Below are 13,152 nucleotides of genomic sequence, written 5' to 3'. Positions count from 1 at the left end.
TGTTCTGCCTTGATCGTCACTGGAGGATGAAGACCCAATGCTGACGACACGGCGCGTCCTGGCCTGCTTGGCGTTCCTTGTGCCGGCTGCCGGTCTATCTGGGTTCGCGGTCGTCATGGCACGCAGGATCGTCAAGCGGGGCCCAAAGGAATACCGCCGGGCCGAGATGATAGGAGACGGACGGCGAATCCGCATCGATTTGGACGAGTACACCAAAGCCCCGGGCGACTTCGGCGTGTTCGACCCGGCGACAGAGAAGTACACGCGAGTCGGCGACGTCACGCTGATCAATGAGGATCAAATGTACGTAGAGCGGCGGATTGATGCGCCCGGCTCCGGGACGGGATGTCTGGGGCCAATCGTCGATTGGACCCCGGATGTTTTTTTCGAGCCCTCTGCTGTCGGCGGACGCTACGAAGAGGTGGACGTGCCCACCGCCTACGGTACGGCGCCTGCATGGATGTTCGAGGGGAACACGGACGTATGGGTGATCCATATCCATGGCAGCTGGACCGACCGATCGATCATGTTCCGAGATGTCCATGCGTTCAGTTCACTGGGATTGACCTCGTTGGTTCCCACATTTCGCAGCGACGCCGAGGTCACCCCACCACAGGCGGAATCGAGTCACCTTGGGCAAACTGAATGGCGTGACGTGGAAAGCGCTGTGGCCTACGCCGTAGCTCATGGAGCCTCGCGCATCATTCTCTCCGGCTGGTCAATGGGTGGCACCATTGCCCTGCTTACAGCGGAGCGCAGCGCCCACCGGGACCGGATCGCAGGGATTGTCCTGGTAGGTCCCGTCACGAGCTGGCGAAAGACCATCACAGCAGGGGCGGCGCGGGCCGGCGTCCCGACGATTGGCGCCGGCCTTGTCATGTGCCTGCTCCAGACTCCCCCATTCGCGAAGATGCTCGGGCTGGAGGAACCAATCGATTTCAATGCACTTGACTGGGTCGATGTACCTAACCGCGTGGCAGTCCCCACACTCGTCCTGCACTCCAACACGGACCAAGAGGTGCCCTGGGAGATCTCGGAGGCCTTCCAACGCGCGAATCCGGCCACCGTCACTTTGGTTGCACTACCTGAGGCTCACCATACCCAGGAGTGGAACGCTTCGCCGCAGGCGTTTACCGAAGAACTTACGGATTGGGTCAGGAAAACGCTATTTACTGATCCCAGCTAGACCCGCGCATCGAGCTTTGTCTCAATGCGATCGATCCTGGTTTGAATAGATTCCGGGAGCGTCGTCAAGTTCGCCCGCTCGTAGTTGTGCAGAACAATAAGGCTTTTGTAGACGCCATTTTCGAGCGTTTCATTGAAAAGGTCCCACGCCGGACTGACTCGTGATCGATCCGCATTAACCCGCATCCTCAACCCAGTCAGCCACAGAGCATCGATCATCCAGAGACGCAACCTCGGGAGCTGCTTCGACAGGAAAAGAATCAGCCACCCCGCCGCCGTCAGCGAGAGGCCTACATAGAAAAGGTGGTCAAACCAAGATCCGATGGCTCGGGCGAAGGCGTCCCAGGACGAGAAATAGAACAACACCACGTACGTAATGTGGCACGAAACAGCCACCGCAACCACCAGCAGGCCCACTGAGAACGTTGCATACGGGCCCCTGGCCTTGTGCCGAAGCATATATATGATCCTGAGCACAGTGAACAACAAAGCGAACATGTACGTGCCGCTGTACACGGCAGTTGCGAGCTGATCCATCCGGGTATCAATGTAGTCCGCAGCCGTTGGAGCTTTGTCCTCAATCAGGGCGAAGCTGACAATCATGACAGGAATGCTCAGCAACGGAGCGTAGTAGGTCCACCTGACAATGGGTACGTTCGCTAAACGCCGCACGCTGTCATTGAAGAAGAAGATCGCCAGTAGCGCGAAGATGGCTTGAAGCAGGTTCGTCACGTTAACGCCACCGAGGTAGCTGTCGATAACCTCTAGCGGTGTAACCGTTCCCAGCACATAGAGCGCCGCGAGGCCGAACACCGACGCCACCCACGACGCCCGGGCTTCCGACACCTTCACCATAGCGGGGATCCGAAGGAAGCATAGGGCACTCAGCAGCCCAAAGAGCAACAGTTTCATGGTCTAGCAGAGGAAAGGATCAGGCTCGGACGAGCTGCGTGAACGGGTCTTCTTCGACATCTCGAAAGCGAAATCCTCCACCCAGCGTTCTACAGGATGATTCGGGACAGAACAGCAGCTCATGCTTTTCGCACCAGCGGCCTCCTTCAGCATCGCTTCAGAGAAATCCGGCAGAAACAAGGAACCCTGGAAGCTCTCCAGATATATGTGTCCGAGCTCGTGATAAATGCAGTGAAGCTTATACTGCGTCGAGTCTTGCGGTGGGACATAGATCTTAAAATGATCTTCAAAGTCCAACTTGAAGGCTGTCAGTGTTCCCCAGGACCCCTCTTGCTCGATCAGTTTGATCGGCTTTTCGCAGATTATGGCCAGACGCTCAAGGACCTCCGCCATTGATGTCGTGCCGTCACCGCACAATTCCCGAACCTTGTCCTGAACCGGTGGGAGATTCATTCACTCTTCCTCGTTCATCGAGGCATCGATGATTTCAGTGATTGTCCTCAGCGTTTCAGGTGACATGGCTCCCAGGTTTCTGGCGGCGAAGTTCTTCACCTTGAGCTTTCGCAACTGGACCAGGAAATCCATCCGGGCCTCAACCTCGGGTGGAGTTTCACTATTGAGATCACAGAGGTAAGCATCCGGCACCTTAAAAACGAACTCTGCGATGCCCTTCAGGAGCTCTTGATCTGTCACCAAGCTGCCAGTTCCATTGATCAAGTAGGACCACCGCGTTCGCGACAGGTGGATTCCGTGCGCCGAAAGGGCTTGCTCGACATGAGGGTAAGTGAGCGCAGTGTTGTTATCGGACTCCCAGATATCCACCAGGATGCCCATGCGATCCGCTAGCCGCTCCTTCTTCTGTTGCTGCGTAAGAAACACGCTGCGGCCCCCATTTGCCATCGTTAAAGCTCCTTCAGCCAAGGTCAGCTGCTTATGGTGTGACCACTACACAGAGCAGGCGGACAGCTGACACAAGATGTTACCTGATGCCATTCATAGCGTATAGGCCATGAGTAACTATTGAGTTGTGCATGTGCGGAGCATGTCTGTAGGCTTTCGCGTACTTGGTTTCTTGGGGGGAATCAAGTCGATGACACGTTCAGGTAACTTCGCGCATCGCAATGAACCCTGGACGTAGGAAGCATTACCATTCGGGCGACACGCCGAGCGCCGGTACCGGTATCGGGGGGAAATTAAGTGAAGGATGAGGGTATGAGCGCATACAGCCCGTACGCCACGCCGAAGCTAGACGGCAATCGAGTAGCCCTGCGGGGACGCATTTATCCCGATCAGCACAAGCGCGCCCACGAAGCCGCACAACAGCATGGGCTTTCCCTCAGCGACTATCTGGGTGCGCTCATTGACCGTGACAACGGTCTGCCTAACAAACTTGACGACGCAAACCAGGAGGCTCTGCCTATCAGTCGCATGGCCTCCTAAACGAGGAAGGCCCGCTTTCGCGGGCCTTCGACAACGTTTTCTCGTTCAGATCCTTTTCTTGGCGGATCTCGATCTGAACATCCCCAACACCCACCCAGTGGGTGGATCTTGTCGTACCCATCCATTGGAAAGGAACTGGTCCCATCGTATCCCAATCAGTTTGTGCGTCAACGCATGCCCTTCCGAGTGTCGCGAGTCAAGTCACGCCTGAACAGGCGTGGGCAGCCTTGGCACCGTTGTTGGCCGGCCAGCCGCGTGTCCGGTTGTCGCGTGATGGCGGTAAGTCGTACCCACAGAAGCATGAACGGGATCTAACCGGCGCTCTTCCCTCGTTCCCGGCCGCCGTGCGCATTTTCGGGAAAGACGGTACATGCGCTGCGATCTTCTTGGACTTTGACTCCTCCACTGGCGGCGTTGATTGGGTTGAGGCGGATGTGAAGGCCCTCCAGACGTGGCTGTACTCTTGCGGTGCACGTTGGATTGAGGACTACTCCCCCAGCGGCGGCCGCCACGTCTACGTTCCATTGGAACGGCGCGTCACCTTCTCCGAAGCGCGTGATCTTGTCGAGGCTCTGGGCACCCGGTACCGGAGCCTGGACAAGACCCCGCACCAGAACCTCAATCACGGCTGCATGCGCGTTCCTGGTTCACTCCATAAGCGTGGTGGCCACCAGGAACTCGCCATGAGCCTGAACATGGCGTACGACGTCGTCCGGCGGCCGAACAGCCCCGCCGTGTGGGCCAAGCTGAACGCGGAATTGGCGAGCGAGATTGCAGCCGCACGCGCGCTGCGCCTGGAGCAGCCCTTCACGCCGTCTACGGCTGCTGCAGCCAAGGCCCCGCACCTGACGGGTCGGATGTCCCGCGCCATGCAGCAGCTGGCCGTCACCGGGCTTTACGACGCGAACCGTTACGCCACTGATTCGGATGCCCGCCAGGCAGTCATTGTCGGAGCTGCAGCCGCCGGCCTTGAGCTCACGGACGTTGAACGCCGGATACTGCAGGGTGTTTGGCCGGGACTTGCCTCGTTCTATGCCCGGTACTCCGCCAGGAACCGTATGCCGGCCCTGCGGCGGGACTGGGCCAAAGCAGTCTCCTACCTGCACAAAAACCAACGATCCAAAGCGGGAAAGAACAATGCGCGTATATCCCCCACAAGCCCGCCTTCTACACAGCCCCTCTGGCTACAGGAGAACTCCGTTTCAACGGATTCCGATGCTGAGCATCGGTTCATCCGAACCTGGCGTAACGCGCTCAGGCTCAAGGAACCCCGCTATCAAGACTCCAGGAACGGGATGGCCCGGAGAATGATTCTGCGGGCGCTGGGAGAGGCTGCCCACATGACAGCAACACGGTTCGTTGAGTTCGGTGTCAGATCGGTCGCCGTGGCCACTGGATTGGACCACACCACCGTCGCCGGGCACCTACGGGCGCTCAGATCAGAGAAAGACCCGCTGGTAACCCTTGTAGAACAAGGACGGGGTACCAAGGGAGATCTCTACATGCTCACCATCCCGGAGGACGTGAAGCCGGCAGCCGAAGACCTGTCCTGGCGAAAAGGCAAGATCCACGCCCTTCGCCCGGTCTTCCGGGAACTGGGCATGCCGGCCGCGTTCGTTTACGAAGCTCTGGAGCACTCCCCCGAGCCGCTGCGGAGCGTTGACCTTATCCAGGCTGCCGGAATATCCAGGACCGCATTACGGGAAGCCCTGGAAATCCTGGCGGCATGGAACCTCATTGCCCGGACCAAAGGCCGTGCCTGGTCGATCGTGGCCACCACATCGCTGAAGGACCTGGCCGAGAGGTTCGGCGTACTCGAAGCCGTGGCCGTGCAACTCCGAAAATACATGGAAGACCGCACGGTTTGGAGGGAATGGCTCTCCAAACGCGCCCACACCGTCGCCGAGCTGCTATCCCCCACCGACGACTACCCCTGGGAACAATTCGAAGGCCCCCCAGATGATGTCACTCTCGTCCACTTCGCCTTCAACTCCACAGCGTAAGGCTCCCAAAACGAAACGCCAAAAGAGCGGGCAGGTTTCCCATGGTCCAGGCCGCCTCCACCTTCGCCGAGCAAGGTGCGGAGTCATCCCCCACGATCTCGCTCGCCCAAGCATCGCACTCCCCGACGGCAACGACACCCTGGTCCAGCTGTCGGTGATGACCAGCGAACGAAACAGTCGCACACAACCCGGATGGCTTCCCGTCGTTCCACAGCCAGGGAGTATCGGCGACATCGGCAACGACCGTGATATCAACATGCCGGTCAGTCAGCGACCGCTGACCCATGTTCGGTATCTTCCGTTCCAGCGGATTCGCGAGGCTATCGGCTGTCGTGTGACCGTCGGGCCCATGTACCAGGCCCTGAAGCCTTCCAGCTCCTCGGTGTGGAGCTTCCGGATCCGGCATGCAGCTCATCAACATCCGTCGCCCCAAAGTAACAGGCATAGCTCTAGGGAGGCGTTGGATTAGGTTGTATTGCAAGCATGCAATACAGATTGCATGCAATACGGTTGCAAGCAATATTGCATGCTTGCAATATTGCAAGGTCACACCCTCCGGTGTACAGTCTTGTCCCAGTTGGGTAAAACATCTTGCAATACGTATTGCAAGCCATACAGCAATACGTATTGCTTGCAATACGTATTGCAAGGCGAAAGGGAAGCGATGACGTATGTAATTGCAGTCGGTAACCGCAAAGGTGGCGTGGGCAAAACGTCTTACGTCCTCAACCTTGCACATGCTCTCCAGCTGCTCGGCCATCGCGTTCTTTGCGCTGACCTGGACCCTCAGCGGAATCTGACTGATGTGTTGATTGGCGGAAGCACCGAACCAGAGCTCACACTCTTCGACGCCCTGTATGACGAACGGCCAGGTACCCTCGGCCAAGTTGTAATGGGGACAGACTTCTCGGGCGTAGATCTGCTTCCGGGAGATGAGGCTTTGGCCAGGATCGAAGTTGAAAACATCATGGCTCCAGAAGCCCGTCTGAAGAATGCGGCAGAAGGTGCAGACCTTGATCAATACGACGTCATGCTCCTGGACATGCCACCAGCACTTGGGCGGCTGACACTCAATGGCCTTATCTATGCCAATGAGGCCAGGATTGTGATCGACTCCGAATCGTTTAGCGTCAAGGGCGCCGTCAAGTTTATGGAGTTGACTACAAGAGTCCGGGGGAGCGCTATGTACAACCCAGGGCTCGCGGAACCAAAGATAGTGGTGAACAAGTACGCGGGAACCTCTGAGCACATGTACCAGCGCCAGGCGCTTGACGCAGCCTTCGGATCCGCGGTGCTCGCCCCTGCTATCCCCAGGACAACGGCTATAGCAGACGGCCAATCGGCAAGAGTGCCCTTGAGCAAGATCTCGTCCAGGGGCGCAGTGAAAGCCGGCGAAGCCTTCACTAGCCATGCAGTTGCAATTCAAGAGGAGTTGAGCACCAAATGAGTATCAAGAGGCAGCCACAGATCCCGTCAGTTGGTGCAGCCCAAGCTCCATTGGCCAGGGCACCGCGCACTGATGTCGTTGAAGCCGTTACGGCGCCGGCTGCGCCGCAGCAGACAACAAGCGAGACAGTTCCGGTAGCGAAGAAGAGGACGGTCACCTTCACCAATCGCCTTGACCCTGATCTCCTGGACTGGCTCGATGCATACAAACAGCGGACCAAGATACCCATCGCGGCCGTTCTCGATGAAGCCGTCCGAGACTACATCGAGAAGACCACGGGCAAAAGAATCTGAGAAGGATTCCATGCTTGCAATATTGCAAGCATGGAATCTGCGGGGGAGTTCTCCTCTGGACGCTTTGGTCTGTCCGGGACTACTGGCGAAACATGTTCGCTACAGCGCTTGTAAAGTCAGCCTCGTCCAGCCTTTGTAGTAGAGCCTGCGTCTCTTGCGAGGGAGACGCTGCTGATAGCAGTCGCTCGCCCAGCACCCTGGTCTCTTTCGCAATAGGGGACTTTATCCGAGTTTCTTCCAACGCCCACAGCAGCGCTGCAGCGGCGGCGTCTGGGCGCCGTCCCGAACGGACAAGTCCTTCCACTGCCCCTCTATAAGATTCTCTGCCCTGGGTCTCATCGCCCTCTCTGAAGGCAACGAGACCCTCTGTTGCTTGGAATACGTGGTAGTCGTCGCTGTCCTGTCCTGGTAGCCCCGCCAGATGGGTTCGCGCTTCCGCTGTTCTACCCAAATTCGCTAAGGCAAAGGCGGCGTTGTTGTGGAGCATATGCTCCGTTGGATGCGTTGAGAGCCCAATGGTTGCGATTTCCAGGGCGCGCTTATAGTCCTGAGCACCCATCGATGCGTAGTAGGAACCGAACATGGCTGCACGCAGGTCAAATGGCTGGTCCAACTGCCACTTCTCGCTTTCGTCGGTGGCTTCCGTCCACCGGCCTCCATGCGCCCAGGTAATGGCACGTGCCTCATACCCGCGATCGACTGTCAGAGCGTCGGAACTGACTTGCAGGTACTTGTTTTCCGATGCCCACGCTGCCTGGGCAACCGCATTTTCGTTCGGTTCAAGCAGCGATTGGGTAAAGAATTTCTTTGCCGTCCTGTCGCTGCCGCGGTGAAGTTCTCCGGTTGCAACTTCACTCGCGAGCTCACTGAGAGCATGGGGGCTGAATCGTTGGCTGACAAGAAGCTCACGGGCGAGGCGTCCGTTCGTAGACTTTCCGAAAGCGAGCTGTGCGGTAGAAAGATTAGCGGATAGGAGCCATGGATCCGTCTTGGTTCTGTCTGACTGCTCCAGAATCCAATGCGCCTGGTCAGGATCTTCCACATGCACAAAGAAGCGCGACGCGGATCTGAGTACAAACCTGTTGTCCGGTGCCAACGCCAAGGCAATAGCGATTTCGCGTGCCGCCCTGCCGGCATTGCCCAGAATCGCGTAGGCCAAGGCCAAGTCCACGCGGGCGATAGCATTGCGCGGCTGGTCTCGGACGAACCGACGCAACCTGGACACGTTTGCCATTGCCGTCGGCCGAACCCCTAAACGGTTGAGCGGAATGTCCTCTTCTTTCACCCGGGTTCTGGCAATGCTGTGTCGGAGAACGACTGGTGCTTGGCCAGTGGCGGTGATGTATTCGGAAACGTCGTCGACTTCACTCCCGCTTATTCGGTTGCTGATGAGCGCCGAGAGCAGATCTGCCGCTATATATATGTTTGCGTCGGTCCTATATTCAAAACGGAGCCGGTCTATTTCGGGGACGGAGAGACTGGGCGGCGCAGGAGACGTCGAGTGTAGTTCACGGGTTGAAAGCGTGCTCTGAAATGTTCGCCAGCGTGGTATGACTTGTCGATTTTCGATTGGCTTTGACGCGCTCATGTTGTGCTATCTGCCTGAATCAGTGCCCTGTGGGCGAGGAGATTGATCTCAGATACCACTCTTTCCAAGGAGTAACCGGATCCTTTAGCCTTGCGGGCTGCGGGATGGCCCCTCCTTCGGGGATCCGGTTGGCAAAGGAACTCTATGATCGAGCCTAGGCGCGAGTCCACAGCTGTGGGCAAGGATTCCTTAAGGTCCTGAATGATGCGTGCGTAAGCGTCCTCCAGATAGGGAAGTACATCCAGGAACGAATCACCCCAGCTGTTCCAATGGTGCTCGCTGTCCAGCTCCTGCGACAAGAGTGCATTCATGGTTGTTCCAACAAACATAAAGGTAGCCATGCTGCCCAGCTGGTAGAGGTCTGCAGCGTAGCGTCGGACGGGTTCGTCGGGGAATGTATAGCCGAACAGCTGCTCCGGAGGAGCGTACGAACGGTCTCCAGGCATCGTCAGAACGTCATGAGCAGTTGGAGCCCCCTTGCGGAAAGCTCGACCAAGATCGGCGATCTTACCCACGTGTCGACCATCGGTTTCGTCAGGGAAGAGTAGGAAATTCGATGGTTTTAGATCCTGATGTGCCACCTCATTGGAATGCAGCTGGCGGAGGCCCACTGCTAGGTTCCGTAAATAATCCAGCATCAGGGCGTGGGTTATTTTTTCGGCTTGGCTAAGGGCAACCCTCACATCATGAGTGGCGAGTTCGAAGATGATGTAGTTGACCTCCGCAAGCAGGTACTCAGGCATGGTTAAAGTGCCGTGACTTACGGCGGTCACCACACGTGAAAGCTTTCGTGAACCACACATGAGCAGGAGATCTCTCTCTGCGAGATAGGCGCTCGTCGCTTCGTGCATGGCATCAACTCCTCGCGTTATTACCGACGCAAGGTCAAGGACTTTTAGGAAGCCCTTTCTGCCGCTGTTATGCGTAACAAAGTATCCGACGCTGAAGACGCCTCCTGTTGCGCTGGGGTCAGGTTCAATTAACGCTTCAACTGTCCACCCGCCATCCAGCACCTTGCCTTCGAGATGCATTGCAGCATTGACAGCATCGAGCTGAGAGTGCACCTAGGAGATCCCCTCTTAGAAGTTAGAACCTACGGCCTAGGTTACCGCTGGCCATTTACTTTTGGGGGAGTCTGGATGCTAGTCAAATACGACCGTTTCTGACCTATCCGCGGTGAGTCGCCGAAATCTAGCCTGTGATTCGCAGCGATAAGTGGCTTGTTTCTCGCGGCGCTGTTGGTCCTGCCGCGCGACGACGCAATGGGTCTGGACTAGCGAGGCTCGCAGCCGAGTACGCCTGAGATGAGTAGCTGCACGAGAGCGCCGGCGTCGTACTTGGTGTCGCTTGCGGCACCGATGCAGAGGTTGCCGATACCTTTTAGTACGTTGTACGCATCGACCGCCGGAGCTGCGTCAACGTACTCAAGGGCTGCCTCGAGGAGGTCACCACATACCGGTACGAGACGGCTTACGAAGTAGGTATGCAGAGCGTCGGAGCCGGCGCTGTCCCCATGGAGTGCGCCAGCGAGGCCGTGCTTGGTGACGAGGAACTCCACAAACAAAGCCACCCATGCCCGCAACGCTGCTTCGGGCGTCGGGCTCTCAGCGAGTAGTCGCGGGCCTGCCTCTGCACACGCCTCGACCTGGTGCCGGTACACCGCTACCACGAGCTCCGGACGGGTCGGGAAGTGACGGTAGATCGTTCCCACCCCGACGCCGGCCTTGGCTGCGATCTCGCGCACCGGAGCGTCGACTCCGGAGGTCACGAACACCTCTGCCGCTGCGTTGAGGAGTGCCTTCTGGCTTCGACGCGGACGGCCCACTTGCTGGGGCCGCGCAGAGTGCGACTGGTCGCTCTCGCTCTTAGCCATGTGCCCGTCCTCACCATTTCGACCGCGCGTACTTCCATTACGGAGCAGAGTTCCGTAATGTTGCGGAACGACGCTCCGATAACCAGTATCACAGAGCGCGCCTCTAGAAAGGAATTGCCATGACCTCGCTTCTCGTCGATGCGCTGGACGGCATCATCGGAACCGGCACTTCGGTCGTCTCCGTCGCTCCTGTTGCGTTGTTTGCCCCCGACCGACCGGTCCCGCTGGAAGTGCGTGTGTCCGCGCCGACTACCGGTACGAACCTCCCCGTAGTGGTGTTCTCCCATGGCAACGGCTGGAACCTCGATGGCTACGCGCCGCTCACCGCGTTCTGGGCCTCGCAAGGGTTCGTCGTGATCCAGCCCACCCACCTCGACTCACGCCGAAACGGTTTCGGGTTCGACCACCCGGTGTTCCCGACGATCTGGACCGAACGGATCGCGGATCTCACCCGCATCCTCGACCAGCTCGACACCATCGAGGCCGCCGTCCCAGGACTTGCCGGCCGCATCGACCGCAGCCGCGTCGCCGCCACCGGTCACTCATGGGGCGGACAGACCGCCCAGTCGCTCCTCGGTGCGCGGATCTTCAACGAAGCGGGCCAGGTCGGCGACGACATGTCGGACAATCGCGTCACCGCGGGCATCCTGTTCGCTGCGACTGGCGTCGGCGGCGATGACCTTCACCCGTTCGCGCAGGCAAACTTCCCCTTCATGCGCCCCTCGTTCCAGGAACTAAACTCCCCTACGCTCGTCGTGGCGGGCGACCATGACCAGTCCAAGATGTCCAGCCGCGGACCCGACTGGTTCACCGACGCTTACACGTACAGCCCCGGCGCTACCGACCTCCTCACCTTCTACGGTGCCGAGCACGCCCTCGGCGGGATTGTCGGCTACGAAGTGGCCGAGACCACCGACGAAAACCCTGAGCGGGTCGCCGTCATCCAGCGTATGAGTACCGCCTACCTTCAGACCGCTCTACATGTCGATGAGAGCAGCTGGTCCGCTGCTCGCTCCGCGTTCAGCGACAGCACCGATCCGATCGGGCGCGTTGATAGTAAGTAAATAGATGCAGTTCCGTCCCTCGCCGTGCGCCCCAGCTGCTGGCGAGGAGCCTGGCATCGGTACCCACTGGAAGGAAGACATTCCAGATGGCGTCCGCGAAGGATCGTTCGCGAGACAATTCGCGGGCCTTCTGGGGATCCGCGGGAATCGGGGACCGACTTTGTAATGGTTCCCGTGTACTCGTCTACGTAATGCTTTGCACCGTTAGTGATACGTTTTGGTGATGCGTATCGGATACGGGCGGGTCTCCACCCAGGAACAGAATCCAGAAGCCCAGCACGATGCACTTACCGCGGATGGCTGCGAGCAGGTCTTCATCGACACGGCCTCCGGGAAACTCGCCCGCCGGCCCGAGCTGGAGAAGGCGTTGCTGTCGGCGAACCGGGCAGGGGACAAGCTGGTCGTTACTAAACTCGACAGGCTTGGCCGGTCACTGGAAAACCTCATCGAGCTCTCCAAAACCCTGCAGGGACGCCGCGTAGACCTGGTGGTGCTTGACCAAGGCATCGACACATCGACTGCCGTCGGCCGGATGTTCTTCCAGATCCTCGGTTCAATCGCGGAGTTCGAGCATTCTTTGATGTCCGAAAGAACGCGCGATGGGTTGGCCGCCGCCCGTGCCCGCGGCCGGACCGGGGGACAGAAACCAAAGCTCGGGCCCCGTCAGGTCAAACTCGCCCGGGAGATGTATGAAGAAAAGGGCCCCGACGGTAAACGCGCCCACACCGTCGAGCACATCGCTCAGGAATTCGGCGTCACCCGACCCACGATCTACCGTCACCTCACGAAACCCTAAACGCGTCGACTGCCCCGGCAAGGGCTGCCTGTAACCGCTCGCCAGGCAACTCGCCTGCTGGAGACAGCCATTACTCGTCGCCATATTCTCTTAATCCCGGGCAACTTGCCGTTGCGGGACTACGGGTTGTTTGACGGCATTTCGAGACGTCCCGTGTCCGCGTCGCCACGGGGATTTGGAAGTTAGCGGGGGACTGGGCCCGGCTTGTCTCGGTAATCGATCGTATTTGAGACTGATTTCTATGACTCGCAGAACAGCACTCAGGCACCTCTGAGGGACAGTTTTGCGGGTTGGGTGAACTCGAATCCGAGACAGCGCGCTTGGATGCGATATTCATGGCGGGCAGCAGATGGAAGCTGTCGCGGTGGGACTCGCTTACGGGACGGGGATTAGGCGTCCTTTGGGCTTCCATGTAAGAAGAGGATTTAGGAAAGACAGTCCACAGCCTTCGTACTGAGCCGGCGCGCGTCGAGTGTTTCCGGGGGTTTTCAGAACCACGGACAGGCCTGATGGTTGTTCGTATTCGGTTTCGTCAGGACTGCGACCGGAGT

14 protein-coding genes are annotated in these 13,152 nt (G+C 58.5%); 7 read left to right on the top strand and 7 right to left on the bottom strand.

Annotation, left to right across the window (positions count from 1 at the left end):
* Nucleotides 1-37 precede the first annotated feature (37 nt).
* Entirely contained in the window at nt 38-1,186 is a 1,149-nt protein-coding gene (locus M1E02_RS21300) for an alpha/beta hydrolase family protein (RefSeq protein WP_479378308.1), read from the top strand.
* Here the strand turns inward: M1E02_RS21300 and M1E02_RS21295 are convergent.
* From M1E02_RS21295 to M1E02_RS21285, 3 genes are read right to left on the bottom strand one after another with little or no spacing between them, the layout of a single operon-like run.
* Nucleotides 1,183-2,040, bottom strand: coding sequence for a hypothetical protein (locus M1E02_RS21295; protein WP_479378307.1), 858 nt, complete (start codon nt 2,038-2,040; stop codon nt 1,183-1,185). The genes M1E02_RS21300 and M1E02_RS21295 overlap by 4 nt on opposite strands.
* Nucleotides 2,041-2,100: 60 nt before the next feature.
* A complete protein-coding gene (locus M1E02_RS21290; protein WP_479378306.1) occupies nt 2,101-2,550 on the bottom strand; it encodes a hypothetical protein in 450 nt (149 codons plus the stop codon).
* The gene (locus M1E02_RS21285; protein ID WP_479378305.1) at nt 2,551-3,018 is read right to left on the bottom strand and encodes a hypothetical protein; all 468 of its coding nucleotides are present in this window, start codon (nt 3,016-3,018) and stop codon (nt 2,551-2,553) included. It abuts the gene before it with no gap.
* A 291-nt stretch (nt 3,019-3,309) separates the two neighbouring features.
* On the opposite strand from M1E02_RS21285, the gene M1E02_RS21280 reads away from it, so the two are divergent.
* Entirely contained in the window at nt 3,310-3,537 is a 228-nt protein-coding gene (locus M1E02_RS21280) for a hypothetical protein (RefSeq protein WP_282331177.1), read from the top strand.
* A gap of 227 nt (nt 3,538-3,764) precedes the next feature.
* Nucleotides 3,765-5,540: a MarR family transcriptional regulator gene (locus tag M1E02_RS21275; RefSeq protein ID WP_479378304.1), complete on the top strand. Its 1,776-nt coding sequence runs from the start codon at nt 3,765-3,767 to the stop codon at nt 5,538-5,540.
* On the opposite strand, the gene M1E02_RS21270 is transcribed toward M1E02_RS21275, so the two are convergent.
* Nucleotides 5,524-5,826, bottom strand: a complete 303-nt coding sequence (locus M1E02_RS21270) for a hypothetical protein (RefSeq protein ID WP_479378303.1) — start codon at nt 5,824-5,826, stop codon at nt 5,524-5,526. The genes M1E02_RS21275 and M1E02_RS21270 overlap by 17 nt on opposite strands.
* Before the next feature lie 378 nt (nt 5,827-6,204).
* On the opposite strand from M1E02_RS21270, the gene M1E02_RS21265 reads away from it, so the two are divergent.
* Both M1E02_RS21265 and M1E02_RS21260 read left to right on the top strand, forming a co-directional pair.
* Nucleotides 6,205-6,987: a ParA family protein gene (locus tag M1E02_RS21265; RefSeq protein WP_479378302.1), complete on the top strand. Its 783-nt coding sequence runs from the start codon at nt 6,205-6,207 to the stop codon at nt 6,985-6,987.
* Entirely contained in the window at nt 6,984-7,280 is a 297-nt protein-coding gene (locus tag M1E02_RS21260; RefSeq protein WP_479378301.1) for a ribbon-helix-helix domain-containing protein, read from the top strand. The genes M1E02_RS21265 and M1E02_RS21260 overlap by 4 nt, the downstream gene beginning before the upstream one ends.
* Nucleotides 7,281-7,359: 79 nt before the next feature.
* Here the strand turns inward: M1E02_RS21260 and M1E02_RS21255 are convergent, their stop codons facing one another.
* The 3 genes from M1E02_RS21255 to M1E02_RS21245 all read right to left on the bottom strand — a co-directional run bounded on the left by M1E02_RS21255 (nt 7,360) and on the right by M1E02_RS21245 (nt 10,741).
* The gene (locus M1E02_RS21255) at nt 7,360-8,514 is read right to left on the bottom strand and encodes a tetratricopeptide repeat protein (RefSeq protein WP_479378300.1); all 1,155 of its coding nucleotides are present in this window, start codon (nt 8,512-8,514) and stop codon (nt 7,360-7,362) included.
* Between the two features lie 350 nt (nt 8,515-8,864).
* Nucleotides 8,865-9,932 carry a protein kinase domain-containing protein gene (locus M1E02_RS21250; protein ID WP_479378299.1) on the bottom strand — a complete coding sequence of 356 codons (1,068 nt, stop codon included), beginning with the start codon at nt 9,930-9,932 and terminating at the stop codon, nt 8,865-8,867.
* 209 nt (nt 9,933-10,141) lie between these two features.
* Nucleotides 10,142-10,741 carry a TetR/AcrR family transcriptional regulator gene (locus M1E02_RS21245; RefSeq protein WP_479378298.1) on the bottom strand — a complete coding sequence of 200 codons (600 nt, stop codon included), beginning with the start codon at nt 10,739-10,741 and terminating at the stop codon, nt 10,142-10,144.
* Between the two features lie 119 nt (nt 10,742-10,860).
* Between M1E02_RS21245 and M1E02_RS21240 the strand changes: the two genes are divergently transcribed.
* Together M1E02_RS21240 and M1E02_RS21235 are read left to right on the top strand one after the other, a co-directional pair.
* On the top strand, nt 10,861-11,805 hold the full coding sequence (locus M1E02_RS21240; RefSeq protein WP_479378297.1) for an alpha/beta hydrolase family protein: 945 nt from the start codon (nt 10,861-10,863) through the stop codon (nt 11,803-11,805).
* A gap of 223 nt (nt 11,806-12,028) precedes the next feature.
* The gene (locus M1E02_RS21235) at nt 12,029-12,601 is read left to right on the top strand and encodes a recombinase family protein (RefSeq protein ID WP_479378296.1); all 573 of its coding nucleotides are present in this window, start codon (nt 12,029-12,031) and stop codon (nt 12,599-12,601) included.
* The last annotated feature ends 551 nt before the right edge of the window (nt 12,602-13,152 follow it).

This window comes from Arthrobacter sp. Z5-13, from assembly GCF_056499105.1.
This window is presented reverse-complemented; position numbering and strand designations above follow the sequence as displayed.